General features: G+C 46.6%; 18 protein-coding genes and 1 pseudogene. 6 read left to right on the top strand and 13 right to left on the bottom strand.

The genetic code is table 11. The features are described 5' to 3' along the window. From WQ57_RS24130 to phaQ, 3 genes and pseudogenes are all read right to left on the bottom strand, one after another. Positions 1-542: pseudogene (locus WQ57_RS24130) on the bottom strand (HTH domain-containing protein); the annotation flags it as partial. A gap of 214 nt (positions 543-756) precedes the next feature. Next, positions 757-1,350 (bottom strand): hypothetical protein, encoded by a 594-nt coding sequence (locus WQ57_RS24125; RefSeq protein WP_084820372.1) that lies wholly within the window; start codon positions 1,348-1,350, stop codon positions 757-759. Next, positions 1,331-1,768, bottom strand: coding sequence for a poly-beta-hydroxybutyrate-responsive repressor (gene phaQ, locus WQ57_RS24120; RefSeq protein ID WP_046526187.1), 438 nt, complete (start codon positions 1,766-1,768; stop codon positions 1,331-1,333). Before phaQ ends, WQ57_RS24125 begins: the two co-directional genes overlap by 20 nt. Before the next feature lie 152 nt (positions 1,769-1,920). Here phaQ and WQ57_RS24115 point away from each other — a divergent pair, with 152 nt between their 5' ends. Then, complete coding sequence (locus tag WQ57_RS24115) at positions 1,921-2,529, top strand: alpha/beta fold hydrolase (protein WP_084820371.1); 609 nt, start codon at positions 1,921-1,923, stop codon at positions 2,527-2,529. Positions 2,530-2,600: 71 nt separating this feature from the next. Here the strand turns inward: WQ57_RS24115 and WQ57_RS24110 are convergent, their stop codons facing one another. Then, positions 2,601-3,203, bottom strand: a complete 603-nt coding sequence (locus WQ57_RS24110) for a hypothetical protein (RefSeq protein WP_052948874.1) — start codon at positions 3,201-3,203, stop codon at positions 2,601-2,603. Between the two features lie 634 nt (positions 3,204-3,837). On the opposite strand from WQ57_RS24110, the gene WQ57_RS24105 reads away from it, so the two are divergent. Continuing rightward, positions 3,838-4,638: an alpha/beta fold hydrolase gene (locus WQ57_RS24105; protein ID WP_046526186.1), complete on the top strand. Its 801-nt coding sequence runs from the start codon at positions 3,838-3,840 to the stop codon at positions 4,636-4,638. A gap of 36 nt (positions 4,639-4,674) precedes the next feature. Here the strand turns inward: WQ57_RS24105 and WQ57_RS24100 are convergent, their stop codons facing one another. The 4 genes from WQ57_RS24100 to WQ57_RS24085 are packed head-to-tail and all read right to left on the bottom strand — an operon-like array spanning position 4,675 to position 7,568. After that, a complete protein-coding gene (locus tag WQ57_RS24100; protein ID WP_052948873.1) occupies positions 4,675-5,748 on the bottom strand; it encodes an alpha/beta fold hydrolase in 1,074 nt (357 codons plus the stop codon). Positions 5,749-5,773: 25 nt separating this feature from the next. After that, positions 5,774-6,400 (bottom strand): hypothetical protein, encoded by a 627-nt coding sequence (locus WQ57_RS24095; protein WP_052948872.1) that lies wholly within the window; start codon positions 6,398-6,400, stop codon positions 5,774-5,776. Positions 6,401-6,416: 16 nt separating this feature from the next. Further along, positions 6,417-7,172: a hypothetical protein gene (locus tag WQ57_RS24090; RefSeq protein ID WP_046526185.1), complete on the bottom strand. Its 756-nt coding sequence runs from the start codon at positions 7,170-7,172 to the stop codon at positions 6,417-6,419. A gap of 42 nt (positions 7,173-7,214) precedes the next feature. Beyond that, positions 7,215-7,568: a hypothetical protein gene (locus WQ57_RS24085; RefSeq protein WP_046526184.1), complete on the bottom strand. Its 354-nt coding sequence runs from the start codon at positions 7,566-7,568 to the stop codon at positions 7,215-7,217. 120 nt (positions 7,569-7,688) lie between these two features. On the opposite strand from WQ57_RS24085, the gene WQ57_RS24080 reads away from it, so the two are divergent. After that, positions 7,689-8,489 (top strand): alpha/beta fold hydrolase, encoded by an 801-nt coding sequence (locus WQ57_RS24080; protein WP_046526183.1) that lies wholly within the window; start codon positions 7,689-7,691, stop codon positions 8,487-8,489. 52 nt (positions 8,490-8,541) lie between these two features. On the opposite strand, the gene WQ57_RS24075 is transcribed toward WQ57_RS24080, so the two are convergent. The 4 genes from WQ57_RS24075 to WQ57_RS24060 form a co-directional block, all read right to left on the bottom strand. Further along, the gene (locus WQ57_RS24075) at positions 8,542-9,318 is read right to left on the bottom strand and encodes an SDR family oxidoreductase (RefSeq protein ID WP_046526182.1); all 777 of its coding nucleotides are present in this window, start codon (positions 9,316-9,318) and stop codon (positions 8,542-8,544) included. Positions 9,319-9,338: 20 nt separating this feature from the next. Continuing rightward, entirely contained in the window at positions 9,339-10,985 is a 1,647-nt protein-coding gene (locus WQ57_RS24070) for a long-chain-fatty-acid--CoA ligase (protein ID WP_046526181.1), read from the bottom strand. Between the two features lie 426 nt (positions 10,986-11,411). After that, positions 11,412-11,678 carry a hypothetical protein gene (locus WQ57_RS24065; protein ID WP_046526180.1) on the bottom strand — a complete coding sequence of 89 codons (267 nt, stop codon included), beginning with the start codon at positions 11,676-11,678 and terminating at the stop codon, positions 11,412-11,414. 43 nt (positions 11,679-11,721) lie between these two features. Further along, entirely contained in the window at positions 11,722-12,615 is an 894-nt protein-coding gene (locus WQ57_RS24060; protein WP_046526179.1) for a helix-turn-helix domain-containing protein, read from the bottom strand. 371 nt (positions 12,616-12,986) lie between these two features. Here WQ57_RS24060 and WQ57_RS24055 point away from each other — a divergent pair, with 371 nt between their 5' ends. The 3 genes from WQ57_RS24055 to adhE (WQ57_RS24045) all read left to right on the top strand — a co-directional run bounded on the left by WQ57_RS24055 (position 12,987) and on the right by adhE (WQ57_RS24045) (position 18,698). After that, positions 12,987-13,214: a hypothetical protein gene (locus WQ57_RS24055; protein ID WP_046526178.1), complete on the top strand. Its 228-nt coding sequence runs from the start codon at positions 12,987-12,989 to the stop codon at positions 13,212-13,214. Positions 13,215-13,268: 54 nt separating this feature from the next. Further along, positions 13,269-15,869, top strand: a complete 2,601-nt coding sequence (gene adhE, locus WQ57_RS24050) for a bifunctional acetaldehyde-CoA/alcohol dehydrogenase (RefSeq protein ID WP_046526177.1) — start codon at positions 13,269-13,271, stop codon at positions 15,867-15,869. A gap of 225 nt (positions 15,870-16,094) precedes the next feature. After that, positions 16,095-18,698, top strand: coding sequence for a bifunctional acetaldehyde-CoA/alcohol dehydrogenase (gene adhE / locus WQ57_RS24045; RefSeq protein WP_046526176.1), 2,604 nt, complete (start codon positions 16,095-16,097; stop codon positions 18,696-18,698). Positions 18,699-18,826: 128 nt separating this feature from the next. Here the strand turns inward: adhE (WQ57_RS24045) and WQ57_RS24040 are convergent, their stop codons facing one another. After that, a complete protein-coding gene (locus WQ57_RS24040; RefSeq protein WP_046526443.1) occupies positions 18,827-19,729 on the bottom strand; it encodes a DUF1002 domain-containing protein in 903 nt (300 codons plus the stop codon). Positions 19,730-19,839 lie beyond the last annotated feature (110 nt).

Below are 19,839 nucleotides of genomic sequence, written 5' to 3'. Positions count from 1 at the left end.
AAAGTAGTTATAGTAACCCTGACGGGATACACCAGCTACATTACAGAGGTGGGATACCATCCCTTTTAGTTTGTATTTTTGAATAACGGAATGAATAAGGTTGAACTTCTGGTCAGCGGCCAACTTTATTTCTTCTTCATCCCCCTTTCGGCGAATCGTATCTTTTTTAATAGTTCGTTCTCTGCTTTCAACAGGTTAATTTCGGCCTCTAACCTTGCATATTTTTCTTCGATGGAAAGCTCTCTTTCCCTGGATCTGCCTGAGTTTCCTGGTCTTGTGTCACGGAGTCCCATCACTCCATTCATACGGTAGGCTTCTCGCCATCTTTTACTTGCTGAATCAATACGCCTTTTACCAACGATTTCTGGGTCGAACCCACAGTCTCTAAATATTTCACTTGGAAACTTTCCCTTTTCGTTTTGAGCTATAAAGAGCTCCTTAAACTCATCAGTATAGGTAATCCCTTTTGGGCTAACTGATTTTACATAGGGATTTTTAGATAATATCTCGATCTCTTTTTTTGTAAATATCTTTTTACTCATATACTCTTCTCCCGTACCATTTGTAATCTATTGTACCTAAAAAAATCCTGTGCAGTAGACGCTTTTTTTTAAGTGTCTACTACACAGGATACAGTTTACTTTGGCTTCTGTGTTTTTTTATGTAAAAATCCTAACAGTAAAAAAACCACCGGATTAGCGGTGGCGGCGACATGGGTTCCTTTGGATTCATTCAAAATGGACTTCGGGAATAATTCTACGCTTTAACAAGTTCTTTGGATTTTTCGCTTACTCGGTCAACCACTTGATGATTAACCTTTCTTGCCTGCTTTACGTATTCATTGGTGACCTGCTGCCATGCGGCACGGCGCTCGCGTGCATAGGCGAGGTAGGATTCAGCGCTTTTCTCCACATTGTCCTCGAGCTGGTCGATAATGGAAAAAGCCGATTTGACCGGAGTCAATGCCAGCTTTTCGAGCTGCATTGTGACCTCTTTCAGCTGCTTTGTCACTTGCTCATAATCCATTGCCCTGGCTTCTTCAGCGCTCTTTCCTGCCTTGCGGTCAGAAATATTCTGCATAACCCCTTTGGCCAGCTCAAGATTTGTCTTTTTTGATTGCTCATACAAGCTTGCAACCGACTTTCTGTATTGCTTGTTGAATTGGACGAGTTCCTTGAATGCTGTCATGAAGGCCTCTTCCTGGACTTCCCGCAGCTGGCGTGCACGCGCAAGCGATGTTTCATATTGGTTCCAGAATGTGTCCACTAAAAGATCACTTGCAGCAGCCTCTTCTGCAGCCGCTACTTCCTGTTTTTCAACTTCTACAGCTTCATTCTTCTTGGCCATCATCGTTCCTCCTCTTTCCACTGCTTTTTTTCTCTATCTGATCCCTCATCGGAAATGAGGGGATATAGAGCTCCAGAAAACTGCTGTACATTCTGAAAAATTGGTCCAGCATGGACTGATAGGTTTCAAGTTGATTGGCATAGCCTTTTAAATATGTAATACCAGCCTTTGTAATTGAATATTTTCTTTTAGCAGGACCGCTTCCAGTAGTATCCCATTCCGACGACACCAACTCGTCCTTTTCAAGCTGCCGGAGCATCCGGTATAGATTCCCCTGGTCAATGCTTTTAAAACCGAAGGCCTGAAGCTTTTGGCTGAGTTCGTAGCCATGAAGGGACACCCTGCTGAGTAGCAATAAAATAAATGGGAGTACAAAATTCTTTGATGGATTCACTGGCTGGCTGCGCTCATTATTTACCATAATTTATCACCTCATCTATATGTATTTTACACCTATATGCACATCCTTGTAAATAGTTTCCTTATATGTATTTTACACCTATAGTATAAATTTAGTCAAATCAGAATATTTTTACACTTCAAGGCCAGTAATATGACGAAGCCTATGAAAATATCTCCATTGAAGGGTTCGCTGCGGATGTGATTGAGTTATTGGCCGAACTCAAAATTGAAAGCGCCAACATTTGTGGACTGTCGATGGGCGGGGCAGTTGCCCAGGAGATGTACCGCCAGGCCCCCGAAATCTGCAGCTCCCTTATCCTTGTGAGCACGTTTCATTATTTCCCCAAAAAACTGGGACCGCTGATGCTAAAGGGACGAGAGGCAAAAGTGGAATCCTTATCTGACAGCCGCCAAAAAGAGGGTGCCGCCCAGATGGCATTGTATTCCTGGAAAAGGGAAAATATCAAAAGATTTGAGCCGCATTACAGCCCCCACAGCGAAGTGTTTGTGTCCTCCCTTAAAGCCTGCCTCAAAGTGAACAATCATGCCCTGCTGCCCAAAATCCAGGTCCCGACAATGGTCATTGCCGGCCAGTATGATACGGTCATACCGGTTTGGATGCAGCTTTGGATGCACAAGCTGATTCTCCGCTCCGAGTTTGTGATCATTAGAAACAGCGGCCATCTAGCCAAGCTGGAAGCAAAAAATGCCTTCAACGCACATCTCCGCCGCTTCCTGTCACAGCAAAAAAGAACCTCATCCCAAAAGTCAACCGCTTGAAAACCACTTAGCTTTCAATTCTCAGGAAATTAACACAGCAGGGTATCCCCTGCTGTGCCCTTCCTCCATAATTAGTTTTCATCCTTATCACGAATGCGCCCAAAAGTGAAGAGCGCCCTATTCTGTCCTGTCAACAGGCGGTTTGCCCTTTTTTGATTTTCATAAACGCAGCCTGCGGCAAGTTTAATCTGGCGTATGTATTGCGCCCTTGCCTTTCTTCTCCACTCCATATATCCCTTCGCCATCTCAAGGGACTTATCGACTGATTTCCCGTCCCAGTTCTTCCCGCAAGGCACGCGAAGGATCGAAGCCGTGGAATGAAGGATTCTGTCCATTAATAGATTAATCTCTTCATACGATTTAACCGGATAAAAATGCTGAAGGATTGTTGTCGCCATCAGGAACTCTTCCCGCGCTGTCCTTTCCCATTCGGCGGCTTCCTTCATAAGCTGGGCCGTGACGAGCTGAATATTTTCCTGATTTCGCTTAACACTCTCTGCATATTGTCCAAGGGAATGAATCAAAACATCATCCCTCCACTCTGCATTCCGGAACCAGCTTTCCAGCTCCCCCATGAGGCTCTGCCAAACGTATTCATAAGCGGAAGGCTCCACAGCCTCCCGTACCCCTATTTCTGGAGGGGGGCCTTTCTCTTTCCCGCCTTTAGTCTCCACTCCAACTCTCCTCCTTAAATGTTAAATTATCTTTATATAAGGTATGGCCAACTTTAAGAGTCACTTAAATTATTGTTTGTTTCCTTTATTTTGTAAACGTTTACAATTTGACAGTTGTCTACAAATTTCTCCTAAAGCTTGTAAAATTAAAAGAAATTTTCCAGAAAACGTGCATTAATACGGCATTCACAAACCAATAATCGGAGAGTTTTGTCTAATCACGCCCCATAATTCACAAAAATTTTAAAGATAAATTTCTTTATTTTTCTAAAAATATATTATCCCCACAAAATCTTTATCTTTGGCATGATGCTAAAAGCACAAAATCAGAGACAAGGAATGCGATAGCCTGCCCAATGGTTTTCACCAAGCCAAAAATCCCATCCCAGAAGCTTTCCAGAGTATTTCCAGTTCAAACACCTCCGGCCCGTTTCCACTTAAGGAATGGAGCTGAATCTATGGGGTTCTTTGTCTTTTACAAATATCAAAATAGTATCATCTATATGTTTTTTACACTTACGGTAAACATCAAATTATCGCCGAATATACTTAAAATGTAAGGAAACTTTGTGAACGTTTAGAATCTGCCAAAAGCGGCAATAAGGCATAATAAAAAAATCAAAGGTGGTTGTATATGACTAGGTCGAAAGTAAGCAAAGCGGGGATTCCCTATCTGCATTTTGGCAGCGGGGAACCATTGGTGCTGATCCACGGACTTGGTGAAGTGAAAGAAGGATGGCAGAATCAATTTGAACTTGCTGAAGAATATGAGTTGATTATTCCCGATTTGCGTGGACACGGCGAATATAAAACACTTGAGGGCATATCAATCGAAAACTTTGCAAAAGACGTCATTGGGCTGCTGAAGGAGCTTTCAATTGAAAGCGCACACATTTTGGGATTATCAATGGGCGGAGCGGTAGCACAGGAAATTTACCGGCAGGCTCCCGGGATGTGCCGTTCATTGATTTTGACCTGCACATTCCATTACATGCCGAAGAGATTCGGTGCCCTCTATATCAAATACAGGGAAGCAAAAATCGACTCTTTGACAAAAGGCCGCCAGCGCGAGAATGCTGCCCAGCTATGCCTCTATTCCTGGAATGAAGAAAACATAAGGAAGTTCTCCGATTACTATCAGCCGGACCGGGATGCTTTCATCGCTTCCGGCAAAGCTTGCATGACGGTTAATAACCTTTCCCTGCTGCCAAAAATCAAGGTGCCGACGCTTATCATTGCCGGACAATATGATTCTGTCCTCCCGCCATGGATTCAATTATGGATGCACAAGCTGATCCCCGATTCAGAGTTCATCATCATGCGCAATACCGGCCATGTGCCAAAATTCGAAGCAAAAGAACGCTTTAACAAGCATGTCAGGAATTTCATCCAGCGGGCGTCCGCCAAAACAAAGCGGCTTGACGCGTCCGCTTAAAATAAACGCGGGAAGGCGGAACCTTCCCGCAAATTTTCATGCCATTGCGCCTTCAAGCTTTTCCGAGCGGGAGGAAAGCCATTCATCCACTATCGGGGCAAACAATCCAGTCAGGGCGAGCGACACGTGGCCAGCCTGTACAACCTGATAGGTTTTGTCTTCGCTGCCGACCAGGTCCATGACTGGCAGGCTTTGCGGCTCAAGGACAAGGTTGTCATTGGCGGAAGAAATCGCATAAAAGCTGCAGGTGATGTTTTTAAGATCCACGTTCCTGCCCGCAACAACAAGGCCGCCATTTACCAGCTTATTCTCCTTGCTTAATTCATTGAAAAACTGTTTGAAAGCTTCCCCGGCAAAAGGAGTCGCATCATTCAGCCACATGTTCATCCGGCGCCATTTATCCACAAACCTGCTGTCGTGCGCACGGGTCAGCAAGCTGACATAAGGACTGATATAAAATGGGGCAAGGCTGCGGAACATCATGAATATATACTCTGCCGGAATGGTCCCATAAACATCCGCCAGACGGTCGATATTGACCATCCCGTCCTTCATCCCTTCCGTCCACTTCCCAGGGGCTACACTCGTACTAAAATCAATCGGGACGGTGGCCACAATAAGGTTCTTAATGGGCAATTCGGTAATGGATGTAAAGATCGAGGCAATTGTTCCCCCCAGGCAATAGCCGACCATGGAGATCTCTTCTGCTCCGGAATGGCGGAGCGCCCGCTTCACCGCTCTTTCCAAATACTCTGTCACATACGTATCCAGGCCGATGTCATTGTCCTCATAGCCAGGCTGGCCCCAATCAAGCAGATAGACATCATATCCACGGTTGGTAAGCCCACCGATGACGCTCGTTTCAGGGCTGATATCCAAAATATAAGGTTTATTAAAAAGCGAATAAACAAAGAATAGAGGAATCTTGTATTTTTTTTCGGCAGCCGGATAGTGCCATAACACGGATTTATTTTTCCTCCAGACCATTTGTCTTGGTGAATGGTCAATCGTTGGCTCCGGTCCGCTGATAATCTTGTAAACTTCCTTCCAGCGATTCATTTCTTTCTCATAGTCCAATACTGGAACTTTTAATGGTGCCTGAGTTGCCATTGTTTCCCCCACTTCCCGATTAAGCCTATTTTCCGGCAGCTCCTGCCAGGACTAAATCTTTCTCTTCTTGTTCCTTGTCAGCCTTCATCATGAATTGCGCCAGTTCCTGCCTCAATTCCTGGACTTCAGCCTGGACGGCATTTGCTTCTGCCAGTTCCGTGCGCAATTCCCGGATTTCTGCTCTTAGGTCATTTGCGGCAGCCAGGTCACTTCTCAGCGCCTCCAGCTCAGCCTTCATTTTTTTCGTTTCCCCAAGCTCTTTTGCATTCCTTGCCAACTCCGTTTTCATTTGCTTGGTGACTTTCACCAATTCACTGAACAGACCCATATTTTCCTGGTTAATGGCCTTGAAACTGTCCTGAAGGTTCCAGATTTGTTCTTCAAGCGCATCGATTTTCTCTTCTGCCTGAATGGTCAGCCTGGCGATATTCTTGAGATCGCTTTTAGTTGGAATATTCATAACGCTGGCCATCAGTTCCTGGTTTTTCCTTAACTGCTCCATATACTTTGCGTGTGATTCAAGCCCGGCTTTCGCAAAGTTTACAAATTCGGAATTGTTGGTTGCGGTTTGAAACAGGGTATTCATCTGTTGTTCCCAAAGTTCGCTCATCTGCCTGAAGCTTTGATACGGATCATATTTATCCTTTGCCACTTTTACCCCTCCGATATTATGATTTCACTAAATCCTCATTCTTTTCCAGATACTTGTTGAATGGGAAAATAGATTTAATTTGCTTTGAGAAAAGGTTTACAAATATCTTCTGGTTTTCATAGACCAGGTTGGCCGTTTGCTTCACGCTGCGGACATATTCTTGTCTGCCCTTTTGGCGGAGCTCCACATATTGCTTGACCATGGCTGCATATTTGTCCGCGGCCTGTTCGCTTCCTACAAGACGGTAAGGGGTCTTAAGGATATCGGAAGTGGACTTTTGAATCCTGTTAAAAACAGAATTGATCTCCTCATAGGATTTGATCGGAAGTACATGCTGAATGGCTGTAGTCGACATCAGCAGCTCTTCCCTGGTGCTTCTTTCCCAATCAGCCAGTTCTTTATTAAACTGATGTGTTACCGCCTTCAAATTTTCACGGTTTCGCTTTACGCTGTCCACGTAATGGTTTACAGCCGTCAGCAGCACTTCATCACGATAGTCTGCACGCTTTGCCCATCCGTCGAGTTCCTCGAAGGCGCTCTTCCAAATCAGGTCAAGGCTTGACATCGGATGTTCCTGCTGCTCCCGCTCTTCCTTGAGCTCCATCTTCTTATTTGCTTCCAGTACCTGCTGTGCAGCCTTTTCAAGCCTTTCTTCCAATTCCTCGCTTACTTCAACCTCAGCTTCGTTTGCTGCCGGTGCTTTTGCTTCAACCTCAGCGTTTGCTGCTGATTTTGCTTCCTCTTTTTTAGTAGACTTTTTCTTTTCCGCCATTTTCCTCCACCCTCTCAAAAGATATTGATTTCAGTTACTAGCTTAACTGTTAGCCAGTTCGGCAAGCTCCGCTGACAGCTGGGACAATCTCGTCCGGGATTGCATCAGCTCGAGCATGGTGCCGTAAAGATGTTCTTCCAATTGGTCAAGCCTTGCCTCATTTTTAATCAGTCTCTTCGCAATGGCTGCGACTTCATCACTGCAAGGCAGGCCGAGGCTGTCCAGCATGGCCTTGCAACGCTTCCTGCCCCTTTCCACCTGGTCCAGATGGGCCTCCAGTGCGGCACCTGCCAGGGTCATGAATGGGACAGTACCCGCAACACAACGGTATGTGCGATTCAGCTCTTCTTCTATCTTTTTGCATAGCGCTGCTGAATCTTCATCTAAAGGGTGCATAGGCTCCTCCCGGCTATCAAACTTTTAAAAATAAGAGGCTGATCTTGTGCCAATGTTCTGAACTATATGAAAATTACATATATTATATCATGATTATAAATAGACGAGGAGGCGTTTTTTATGCCATTTATCTCAGCAAATGATATTGAGCTATATTATGAAATCCATGGTTCAGGAGAGCCTTTGCTGCTCATCATGGGTCTTTCACACAATTCCCTGTCGTGGAAGAGAAGTCTGCCGGCTCTGGAAGAACACTTCCAGGTCATCCTGTTTGATAACCGGGGGACCGGCCGGAGCTCCAAGCCTGAAACGCCCTATTCCATTGAGCTTATGGCGGAGGATGCCAGGACCGTCCTCGATGCAGCGGGTGTCGAGTCTGCTCATGTATATGGTATTTCAATGGGGGGCATGATTGCCCAAAGGCTGGCTATTGCCCACCCTGACCGGGTCCGGTCCCTTGTTCTTGGCTGTACAACTTCCGGGGGCGCGAACCATGTCCAGCCTCACCCTGAAGTCGGCATGGCCATGCTTTCCCGGGCCTCCGCCAGCCCGGTGGAAGCAGCATGGGCAGCAGTTCCCATTCTCTACAGCGAAGGTTTCATCCAGAAAAATCGCGATGCTATCGAAGAAGATATAGGAACACGGCTCCAAATCCCGACTCCTGCACAGTGCTATATGCTGCAGCTTCAGGCATGCCTGGCCCATGATACGTACGATGAGCTTGACCGGATTTCCGTTCCGACGCTCGTCATCCATGGAGATGCCGACTTGCTTGTTCCTTTTGAAAATGGCGTAACCTTGAAAGAAAAAATCAATGGTGCGGAATTCTTCAAGGTACCTGGCGCAGGACATCTCTATGTGACAGAAGCACAAGACGAAGTGAATCAAAGAGTGCTTGAATTTTTAACCAAACAGGCATGAATCTGGATACCGGGCCATAGCTGCCCGGTATCTTCTTTCATTGGACCCGCTGTCAGACCAGGGCGGACATTCCGCCGTCAACAGCAAGGATATGGCCAAACACATAATCCGAAGCACCGGAAGCCAGGAACAGGGCCGGGCCTTTCATGTCGTCATCGGAACCAAAGCGGCGGGCTGGTGTCCGGTCAAGAATTACCTCCCCTGCATGGTCGATGACACCTTTGCCCATCTTTGTCGGGAAGAAGCCCGGCGCGATGGCATTGACATGGACATTATATGGGGCAAGCTTTACGGCAAAGTCCTTTGTCAGTGTGATAACCGCGCCTTTGCTGGTTGCATAGCCGATGGCATCCATCATTCTTGGGTCCTGGCCGCCAATTCCGGCGACAGAGGCAATATTGATGATCTTTCCTGAGCCCTGCTCTTTCATGATTCTGCCCACAGCCTGCGAAAACAGAAATACCGCCTTGAGATTGATATCCATGACTTTGTCCCATTTATCAACTGGCATCTCGAGGGCGGGAGCGCCCCAGCTAGTCCCGCTATTATTAACTAAAATATCAATCCGCCCGAATTCCTTCATCGTTTCTTCTACTACACGGGCGATGTCATCCTGCCTCGAAACATCGCATCCCAACCCAAGAGAACGGACTCCCTTTTCTTCCAGCCTTTTGCTTATGTCCTTGCATGTTTCCTCATTTCTGGAACAAACCACGACATTGGCACCCGCCTCCGCAAAAATGGTTGCAATCTGTTCCCCTAGCCCGCGGCCGCCGCCGGTCACAATGGCTGTCTTCCCTTTAAGGCTGAATAAATCCTGACCATTCATCCTAAATGTCTCCTCCCGCTTTATACTCCAACTTTTGGGGCTTTTTGTATTTCTTCATCCCGCAATACTCTTCTGAGCAGTTTCCCAACAGAAGATTTAGGCAGGTCCTCAAGAAGTTCAACCTGCTTTGGCACTTTATATGGAGCAAGATTCTGCTTCGCATAAAGGATGATGTCTTCTGCCGCCAGCTCCGCACCTGCTTTTAGTTTTAGAAACGCCTTTACCGTTTCTCCACGATATTCATCGGGGACACCCACGACAATCGCCTCGTCCACTCCTTCTATCTGGTAGAGGACATCTTCAACCTCGCGCGGGTAGACATTATAGCCTGAGGCAATAATCATATCTTTTTTCCTGTCCAGTATGTAAAAATAGCCATCTTCATCCATTTTCACAATGTCACCGGTCAATAGCCATCCATCCCGGATTGCCGCCTCGGTATCCTTCGGACGATTCCAATACCCCTTCATCACCTGCGGGCCCTTGACAGCCAGTTCGCCAGCCTCTCCAACAGGCACATCTGCCAGGCCATCCTCTGTGATCTCAACAACCCTTACCTCCGTCCCGGGGACCGGAATACCGACACTGCCCGGCTTAGGCGCTAGGAACGGCGGGTTGAAAATGGGGGATGGCGATAATTCCGATTGGCCGTAGCCATCAAGGATCCTGCTCCCCGTTTTGCTTTCAAATGCATTGATTTGTTCAACTGGCAGGGGAGCGCCGCCGCTGCTTAAATAATTGACGTTCCCAAAGCCGCTCTCCGCGAGGTGTGGATGGTTGTTTAATGCAAAATACATCGTTGGCACTGCAGACATTTGGAATGGCTTCTCCCTCTTCACGACTTCAATTACCTCACCTGGATCAAAGCGCGGCAATACCAGCTGATTAGCTCCCTCTCTAATCCCGGCAAGTGCATTGCAGGAAAGTCCAAACACATGGAACATTGGGAGGACACTAATCATTTTCAAGTCGGCGGGCCGCTGGTCCCCATAGGCCCTGTAGACAAAATCACAAACCTGGACAACGTTGGATAGCAGGTTATTGTGTGTCAGCATGACCCCTTTGCCCACTCCGGTCGTTCCTCCCGTGTACTGCAGCATGGCAATATCTTCTTTTATGTCGATTGCCACATCAGGCATCCGGGAGCCTGTTGCGATAAAGTCCTCAAAATATTGGTCGCCGTCCCCAAGAGCCATCCTTTCGCCGCCAAGGCTGACAACAACTACCTTTTTCAAGTTTGTTCCAGGCTGAACCTGCTTAATGCGCTGATAGAGACTGTCCAGGACAACGATATATTCACTTCCAGAATCGTTCAGTACATGTTTGATTTCCCGCTCAACATACATCGGGTTCACCTGGACATTGATGCCGCCCAGCCGGAATCCTCCGAACAAGCTGAAAATATAATGTGGGCTGTTAGGGAGCATAATCGCCAGCCTGTCGCCTTTTGTAAATCCGCTGTGGCTTAATGCAGCCGCGAATGCTTCTGCAATTGCCTTTGTTTGAATGAAGTTCCATGACCTTCTGTAAAAAGTCAGGGCCGGCTTTTCCTTATATTCAGCTGCAGCTTTTTCCAGAAGATCAAACAATGATTTATACGGAACATTCACATGTTCGCTTACTAACGGGTGGTAATGCCTTAGCCATGGTTTTTGATGATATGTCATATAATCCTTCCCCCTATCCCCCGGTTGACTTCAATAAAGTATTCTTCATACAAAAAATGGGTTTTAACACTTAAATTATTGTTAAAAAACAGTTTTTTGTAAACGTTATCAGTTCGACAATTTTCTCACTATTCTATCGATTCTTGCTGGCTAGCGGCGAGAATGCATAGTTAAATCCCTAAATTACTGCATTTTCCTAAGCTGATTTCCAAAAGGCAGAAAGAAATTTGTCGTAAAATTTTATTTAAAAAGTGGTTTATTCCGTTTTAAAAGTGGAAATAGAAGATTCATTTTGCAACCATCTTATATAGCGGTAAAGTAATATCCCGCACGCATACGCACATTGGATGGAACGAAAAAAAGACCCTTGTCACAGGACAGGGCCATTAAAATTCTAAGTTATTAAAGGACAGTCACGGGAAGAATCTAAGCCAGTTCGAAGCTGTGCTGAGTCGGAAGATCAATATACTTGCCGGCCACCTCGAAGCTGTGCTGAGTCGGAAGGTCAATGTACTTGCCAGCCACCTCAAAGCTGTGCTGGGTCGGAAGGTCAATGTACTTGCCGGCCACCTCGAAACTATGCTGAGTAGGAAGGTCAATATACTTGCCGGCCGTATCCATCGTATTGCCGAAAAACAGGGACGAACCTAATAATCCAAAAAACAGAATTGAGACAATCAGTTTTTTTCTCATCTTGATGCTCCTTTCAGTCACTAATAATACGTCTATCGTACCATTAATTGATTAATTTTTCCAATTGTGAATTTACTAAATTTACAAAAAACTTGTTTTCCTGCAAGGTAAAGGCCTGAACGGATTTCTCCCAAAAATCCTTTCCCTTTTGCAGGTTGCCAATTTCGATATAATTGAGCCCCGATTGATAGTAAAACTCGCCGAACAAATACATGATTTCATCATTGACACATTGGCTGATTCCTTTATTGCTGTAAATGAGAGATTCTTCAAACCTTCCCAAATTAGAGAGCGACTGGGCCATGCCGAACAGAGCCCTGAGCCAGACCCTTGGATCACTGACGACCGGAAGTTCCTCCAGAGCATCAAGTGCTTCCCTCAAAAAACTGATAGCCTTCTCATATTGCTGATCATCTTTTTCAATCAGGGCAATGGCGATAAGAATTTCAACTTCCCTCTCGGTCAAGCCTTTTCTTGTCGGATTCGTGAGCCTTAGAGCTTCATGGAGCATCTCAACAGCCTCTGCCTTCTTCCTGTTCCCTGCTTCGCCCAGATAATACAGGGACACAGCTTCATGCCATAATAAGAATTGTTTGTTCGAAGACAGGTTGAATAGAGGGTTGATTTTCTCCCGATTTACAATCTCATAGATAGCCTCGTAGTTTCGTTCCCGTTTGTATTTCTTCACCAGGTCAAACACAGCTGTCACATAGTTGTATGTGCCTGCCTCAGCAAAATCAAAAAACTGGATTAAATCTACATTGAGTTTGGACGCAATGTTATAGAGCTGATCAATCGCAGGATACTTTTTATTCTTTTCAAACTGAAGCAAGTCTTCCGGAGAACAAATACCCATTGCCAATTCTTCAGCAGACATCCCCTTATAAACTCTTAAGGCATTCAAAATTTCCCCCAGGTTGACATGTTCAATGCCCATTTCTTCCCCACTCCCTCCTCATGTTTCTACTATTAGTATAAATTAAAACTTGGGAATTTTATCATATATTCATAAAAATGAATCAATTTCCCGAGAGGAGGAGATAGGCTTTATAGTTTTGAATATAAAAGGGGGTGGCATATTGATAGATTGGAATTGTTTATATCCGTTCCCAGCCTGCCAAATGCCTTTATAAAACATATTCGTTTTTTAAGTGAACATGCTAAAATCCTTTGAATATCCGAGCTTTTATTCCTAATGAAAGCGATTCATAAACCGACAAAGTTTGTTCAATCCTTCACAATCTTTCCAGCATTGTTCATGCTATATTTAAGTCAGGAAGGATATTCAATACTACGAGGTGATTAAAAATGATCAAATGCGAATGGGTCACTTTTTCAACCGATACTGAAACCTACACTCTTGAAACCTTCGAGGAAGCTGCCGGTGATGAATTTGAAGCGATGATGATTAAAGAAAATGACACTATTCCTGCCGTCATTTGGACAGTCAACTATGTGATAATCGTCAAGAAATGTTCCCGGATCACCAATGATATTTATTTTGAGAAAGTTCTTCGCAATCCGGTTTGCGGATAATTTTTTCGACTAAACTTGTGAAATTTTTCACAAATTAACTTGGAGGGATTTGCAATGGCAATTTCAGAACAGGAACTGAAACAAACCCAGGTACTTGATATGGTTGACGAATTGGTTGAAAAAGGGTTGAAGGCGCTTGATGAATTCAGGGGTTTCATCCAGGAACAGATCGACGACATTGTGAAAGAAATGGCTCTCGCAGGCCTTGATCAGCATATGGTCCTCGCCCGGCTGGCAGTCGATGAAACGAAGCGGGGCGTATATGAGGATAAAATCATTAAAAACATGTTCGCGACCGAATATGTTTACCACAATATTAAATACGATAAAACGGTCGGCATCATCAGCGAAAATCAACATGATGGCATCCTTGAAATAGCAGAGCCTGTTGGGGTCATTGCCGGAGTTACTCCGGTTACAAACCCTACCTCGACAACCATGTTCAAAGCTTTGATTTCCATTAAAACCAGAAACCCAATCATCTTCGCCTTTCACCCATCTGCCCAAAAATGCAGCAGTGAAGCAGCCAGATTGCTCAGGGATGCCGCGATAAAAGCTGGAGCTCCGGAGAACTGCATCCAGTGGATTGAAACTCCTTCTGTCGCAGCAACAAGGGAACTGATGAATCATTCCAAGGTTTCGCTAATTCTGGCCACCGGAGGTTCCGGCATGGTCAAGTCCGCTTACAGCTCAGGGAAACCGGCCCTTGGCGTGGGTCCCGGAAATGTTCCATGCTATATTGAAAAAACCGCCAGCATCAAGCGTTCAGTAAACGACTTGATCCTGTCGAAGACCTTCGATAATGGGATGATTTGTGCATCCGAACAAGCTGTTATCATCGATAAGGAAATATACGAGGAAGTTAAACAGGAAATGGCCTCTCATAGCTGTTATTTCCTAAATGAAGAGGAAATACGGAAGGTTGAAAAACTGGTTATCAATGAAAATACATGCGCTGTAAACGCGGATATCGTCGGAATGCCAGCATGGAAAATAGCCGAAATGGCAGGCGTAGCGGTTCCTGAAGATACCAAAATTCTTGTTGCCGAGCTTGATGGAGTCGGGCCGCAATACCCGCTTTCCCGTGAAAAACTGAGCCCAGTGCTGGCGTGCTACCGGGCAAACAGCACGGAGGGAGGCTTCCAGCGGTCAGAGGAAATGCTGGAGTTTGGCGGTCTTGGACATTCAGCTGTCATTCATTCAACCGACCAGGAAGTCATCAAAGGATACGGACTGCGCATGAAGGCCGGCCGGATCATCGTCAATGCGCCGTCCTCCCAGGGGGCCATCGGCGACATCTACAATGCCTATATGCCTTCATTAACGCTGGGCTGCGGAACGTATGGCGGAAACTCTGTTTCTACCAATGTCGGCTCCATTCACCTTATCAATGTAAAAAAAGTAGCGAGAAGGAATGCAAACATGCAATGGTTCAAGGTACCGTCAAAAATATACTTCGAGAAAAATTCAGTTCAGTATCTGGCAAAAATGCCGAAAATCTCAAAAGCGCTGATTGTTACAGATCCTGGCATGGTAAAGCTTGGCTATGTTGATAAAGTGCTATATTACCTGAGAAAACGCCCTGATTATGTCCATTGTGAAATTTTCTCGGATGTGGAGCCTGATCCAAGCATCGAGACAGTCATGAAAGGGGCGGAAATGATGGCGAACTTCCAGCCGGATGTCATCATTGCCCTGGGTGGCGGATCGGCAATGGACGCCGCCAAAGGAATGTGGCTGTTCTACGAATATCCGGATGCCGACTTCCATGGATTGAAGCAGAAGTTCATGGATATCCGCAAGCGGATTGTCAAGTATCCAAACTTGGGGCATAAGGCTCAGTTTGTCGCCATTCCGACCACATCCGGAACAGGCTCTGAAGTAACTTCCTTCTCGGTCATCACAGATAAGAAAGCAAATATCAAATATCCTTTGGCTGACTATGAATTGACTCCTGACGTGGCCATTATTGACCCGCAGTTTGTCATGACGGTGCCAAAAGTGGTTACAGCCGATACGGGAATGGATGTCCTGACTCACGCAATCGAGGCTTATGTTTCCGTCATGGCCAATGACTATACAGACGGTTTGGCCATGAAGGCGATTCAGCTGGTGTTTGAATATCTGCCAAGAGCCTATCGCAATGGAAGCGATGAACTGGCACGCGAGAAAATGCATAATGCTTCCACCATCGCCGGGATGGCATTTGCCAATGCATTCCTTGGCATTAACCACAGCCTCGCCCATAAGCTGGGTGCAGAATTCGGGATTGCCCACGGCCGCTCGAACACGATTCTGATGCCCCATGTGATCCGTTATAATGCAGAAAAGCCGAAGAAGTTTGCCGCTTTCCCGAAATACGAGCATTTTGTGGCCGACAAGCGCTATGCAGAGATTGCGAAAACCCTGGGCCTGCCAGCCCGCACAACGGAAGAAGGCGTCGAAAGCCTCGTCCAGGCCATCATCAAGCTAGCCCAGGAGCTGGATATCCCAATGAGCATCGAAGCCAATGGGGTCGAAGCCGCCGAATTTGAAAGCAAAGTAGAGTATCTAGCAGAGCGAGCCTTTGAAGACCAGTGCACCACCGCCAATCCTAAACTGCCGCTCGTAACCGAACTAGCCGATATCTACCGCAAAGCCTACAAAGGAGTTTAACTCTTTAAAGCACCACAAAGTGCCTGACCCCCGCTCCTTTAAAGCAGTGGGGGTCAGGCACTCTTTTTTGCGGTGATGCAATAGTGGGCTGGTGCTATTTTGAACGTTTGATGAACTTAAGCTGATTCTACTTATTTCAACAATTTTCATAGCATGATTCGACATCCACTCTTTAAGGCCCATGCTATATTCTGGGAAATGGTGTCAAATTAGGAGGGGTACATGATGGTGGTTGAAGAAAAAAAGTTACAGGAGAAACAGCATGCCGTATTGATGGTTGATGAACTCGCGAAAAACGGAGCAAAAGCTTTAGCGGAATTCCACAGCTTTACACAGGAAATGGTCGATGAAGTGATTAAACAAATGGCAATGTCCGCCCTTAAGAATCATAAACGCCTCGCAAAGATGGCGATTGAAGAAACGCAGCGCGGGGTTTTTGAAGACAAGGTGTTCAAAAACATTTTTGCCACCGAGTACATATACAACAACATCAGGCAAACCAAAACCGTCGGCATCATCAGCGAAAATGAACATGAAGGAATGATTGAGATCGCCGAGCCTGTCGGCGTGATTGCTGGAGTCGTCCCGATTACAAACCCTACCTCGACAGTGATTTTCAAATCGCTGATTTCCATGAAAACAAGAAACCCAATCATCTTTGCCTTCCATCCACTTGCACAAAAATGCAGCAGTGAGACCGCGAGGCTGATGCAGGAGGCCGCTGTGAAGGCGGGTGCGCCAAAGAATTGCATCCAGTGGATCGAGATTCCTTCGCTCGAAGCCAGCCAGGCGCTCATGCGCCACCCGCTGACTTCCCTCATCCTCGCCACCGGCGGCACAGGAATGGTGAAGGCAGCCTACAGCTCCGGCAAGCCGGCCCTTGGAGTCGGCCCCGGCAATGTTCCTTGCTATATCGAAAAGAGCGCGGACATCAAGAGCGCCGTCAATGACCTGATCCTTTCGAAAACCTTCGATAACGGCATGATCTGCGCGTCCGAACAGGCTTTGATTATCGATAAGGAAATCTATTCGGAAGTTAAAAAGGAATTGATCTACAACAATTGCTATTTCCTGAATGAGGAAGAAAGGCTGCAGCTGGAAAAAGTGGCGATTCAGGAACAGAGCGGGGCCCTCAATCCGGTTATCGTGGGCCTGCCAGCCTATGCTATCGCCCATATGGCCGGCATCAGCGTGCAAAGGGAAACAAAGATCCTTATTGCCGAATTGAAAGGAATCGGTCCGAAACACCCGCTTTCCTGCGAAAAGCTAAGCCCCGTCCTCGCCTGCTACAAAGCAGGCAGCCTGCAGGACGGACTCAAAAAATGCGAAGACATCCTGGCATATGGCGGTCTTGGGCATTCGGCAGCCATCCATTCCTCCTCACACCAGGTAATCGATGAGTTTGCCCTGAGGATGAAGGCCGGAAGGATCAGCATCAACACTCCTTCCACACATGGGGCGATTGGAGACATCTACAACTCTTCCCTGCCTTCCCTGACCCTGGGCTGCGGAACGTATGGCGGCAATTCCGTCTCCACCAATGTGGGCGCCACCCATCTGATCAACATTAAAAAGGTGGCCAAACGTCAAGTAAATACACAATGGTTTAAGGTGCCGCCGCAAATCTACTTCGAGAAAAACTCCATCCAGTGCCTTGCCGCACTGCCTGGCATCACACGCGCTTTCATCGTAACAAGCCCAAGCGCGCTCAGGAACGGAAACCTTGATAAGGTTCTGTATCAGCTGAAAAAACATCCAGCCTCAGTCCAATATGAGGTCTTTACAGAAGTAGAGACTGAACCAAGCCTGGAAACCATCCAGCGGGGCGCTGACGGGATGCAGAAATTCCAGCCGGATGCCATCATCGCGCTTGGAGGAGGCTCGGTCATTGACGCCGCTAAAGGCATGTGGCTTTACTACGAGCATCCGGACACAGATTTTGAAGCCTTAAGGCAGAAATTCTTCGACCCTGGCAAGCGGGTGGCCAAATATCCGCGGCTCAGGGGCAAGGCGAGGCTTATCGCCATCCCGACCACTTCCGGAACAGGCTCGGAGGTAACTGCCTTCACCGTCATCTCGGATAAAAAAGCAAACATCAAGTACCCGCTAGCTGATTTTGAAATGACACCGGATGTCGCCATTGTCGATCCGCAGTTTGTGATGTCCGTTCCAAAGCATATCACGGCAGACACGGGAATGGACGTCCTTACCCATGCGATTGAGTCCTACGTATCCGTCCTTGCCAATGATTTTACTGATGGTCCGGCTTTAAAGGCAATCCAGCTAGTATTCAAGTACCTGCCGCTCGCTTACCATGATGGCAGCAATGAACTGGCCCGCGAAAAAATGCATAATGCTTCGACCATAGCCGGCATGGCGTTCGGCAACTCGTTCCTTGGAATCAACCACAGCCTGGCGCATGCCATAGGTGCCGAGTTCAATATTCCGCATGGCCGTGCGAATGCAATCCTGCTGCCGCATGTGATTCGGTACAATGCGGCAAAGCCGAATAAATTCATGACGTATTCGAAATATGGCCATTTCATCGCCAACGAGCGGTATGCGGAAATCGCATCCTTCCTTGGCCTGCCTGCATGCACAACAGAAGAAGGCGTAGAAAGCCTGATCCAGGCTGTCGCCAGCCTGTCCAGGGAAGTCGGTATGCCGATGAGCATTGCCGCATGCGGTGTCGAACTGGCTGAATTTGAAGCAAAAGTAGACGCATTAGCCGAACAAGCCTTTGATGACCAGGATACGATTGCCAATCCAAAAATGCCGCTCGTAACAGAAATGGCTGAAATACTCCGCAAAGCCTATAGGATGATTTAGCGCATTAAAGTGGTGCAGAGTGCCTGACCCCATGCAGCGATTTAAAGCATCACAGAGTGCCTGACCCCTTAAAAAAAACACCGGACACAGTGTAATCACTTGGTCCGGTGTTTTTCAATTCATTCGTTTTATGAGAAAGCATTTCTAATTTTTTCGATCAGGTCTTTAAAGAAGTTGGATACTGTCTGGAGGAATCCTTCGTCACCCACGGCATCGCCGATCCGCTGCTGGATATCCTGGGTCAGGTTTTCAAGCTGTGATTTGACATTGCCAAAATTGATGTTCAGGTTCCGCATTTTTTCAAACAGGTCAATCAACAGCTGGCGGTCCTGCTCACTCAAGGAAATTTCCAGGGTTTTCAGCTTTTCATCCACAATCTGCTCGATGTCCTCTTTTGTAGCCGGGTTTTGCTCCGCAATCTCCTTTTTGATTTCGGTTAAAAGCTCACTCACTTTGTCCTGGTCCAGTCCTTCTTTCTTGGCCAGGTCGGTGGCAAGATTCAGCTCTTCATTGGCTACTTCTGTACGTTCCTTGCTGAGCTCTGCTCCTTCGCCTTCATCGTAGGCCTTATAAATGCCGACAAGTGCGGAGTGGCCGCTCACCTTCACCGGTGAAGCCACATCGACAACGGCATCCTGAATGCCAGCTGTCAGCAGGGCATTTGCATACATTTCATCGGTTACTTCCGTAATATTCTCCGGTGTGACCTGGTTGACAACAAGACCTTCACCAGCATCTTTCCTTGTGATTTTGGCGGAAGAATACATATTGGAGTGACGATCTCCTTTTATATAATAAACCAGGTCTTCCCCTGTAACAGTAATCTCCTTCACCTTTTCAGGGTCGTTGACGTTAAGAAGCCTTCTGACCTCATCTTTTTGCGCCTGGGACAACGCTTCCCCATATACAACAATCGGCAAGCCGAACTTTTCATTAATGCTTTCCTCATCATTATTGGAGGCAAATGCCATTCCTGCACTCCCCAGAACTAAAAACAACAGCAATAAGGACAACGTAAAAGTTTTAAACATTCTCATAGCTGACTCTCCCTCTTAAAATACCATTCTGACTATTATAGACGTGCATACCTCCAGATTGGTTTCAAAAAAAGACCTGCCCCTTTTCCATCAGGTGCAGGCAC

Source organism: Mesobacillus campisalis (assembly GCF_000986785.1).
GTDB classification, from domain to species: Bacteria; Bacillota; Bacilli; order Bacillales; family Cytobacillaceae; genus Mesobacillus_B; species Mesobacillus_B campisalis.
Note: the sequence above shows the minus strand (reverse complement) of the source record. Positions and strands in the feature narration are given on the sequence as shown.

What these genes read in the sequence shown, in the direction of transcription:
- WQ57_RS24125 (WP_084820372.1), bottom strand. Translation starts at nt 1,350, where the DNA reads ATGATGGCCAAGAAGAATGAAGCTGTAGAAGTTGAAAAACAGGAAGTA.
- phaQ (WP_046526187.1), bottom strand. Translation starts at nt 1,768, where the DNA reads ATGGTAAATAATGAGCGCAGCCAGCCAGTGAATCCATCAAAGAATTTT.
- WQ57_RS24105 (WP_046526186.1), top strand. Translation starts at nt 3,838, where the DNA reads ATGACTAGGTCGAAAGTAAGCAAAGCGGGGATTCCCTATCTGCATTTT.
- WQ57_RS24100 (WP_052948873.1), bottom strand. Translation starts at nt 5,748, where the DNA reads ATGGCAACTCAGGCACCATTAAAAGTTCCAGTATTGGACTATGAGAAA.
- WQ57_RS24090 (WP_046526185.1), bottom strand. Translation starts at nt 7,172, where the DNA reads ATGGCGGAAAAGAAAAAGTCTACTAAAAAAGAGGAAGCAAAATCAGCA.
- WQ57_RS24085 (WP_046526184.1), bottom strand. Translation starts at nt 7,568, where the DNA reads ATGCACCCTTTAGATGAAGATTCAGCAGCGCTATGCAAAAAGATAGAA.
- WQ57_RS24080 (WP_046526183.1), top strand. Translation starts at nt 7,689, where the DNA reads ATGCCATTTATCTCAGCAAATGATATTGAGCTATATTATGAAATCCAT.
- WQ57_RS24075 (WP_046526182.1), bottom strand. Translation starts at nt 9,318, where the DNA reads ATGAATGGTCAGGATTTATTCAGCCTTAAAGGGAAGACAGCCATTGTG.
- WQ57_RS24070 (WP_046526181.1), bottom strand. Translation starts at nt 10,985, where the DNA reads ATGACATATCATCAAAAACCATGGCTAAGGCATTACCACCCGTTAGTA.
- WQ57_RS24065 (WP_046526180.1), bottom strand. Translation starts at nt 11,678, where the DNA reads ATGAGAAAAAAACTGATTGTCTCAATTCTGTTTTTTGGATTATTAGGT.
- WQ57_RS24060 (WP_046526179.1), bottom strand. Translation starts at nt 12,615, where the DNA reads ATGGGCATTGAACATGTCAACCTGGGGGAAATTTTGAATGCCTTAAGA.
- WQ57_RS24055 (WP_046526178.1), top strand. Translation starts at nt 12,987, where the DNA reads ATGATCAAATGCGAATGGGTCACTTTTTCAACCGATACTGAAACCTAC.
- adhE (WP_046526177.1), top strand. Translation starts at nt 13,269, where the DNA reads ATGGCAATTTCAGAACAGGAACTGAAACAAACCCAGGTACTTGATATG.
- adhE (WP_046526176.1), top strand. Translation starts at nt 16,095, where the DNA reads ATGGTGGTTGAAGAAAAAAAGTTACAGGAGAAACAGCATGCCGTATTG.
- WQ57_RS24040 (WP_046526443.1), bottom strand. Translation starts at nt 19,729, where the DNA reads ATGTTTAAAACTTTTACGTTGTCCTTATTGCTGTTGTTTTTAGTTCTG.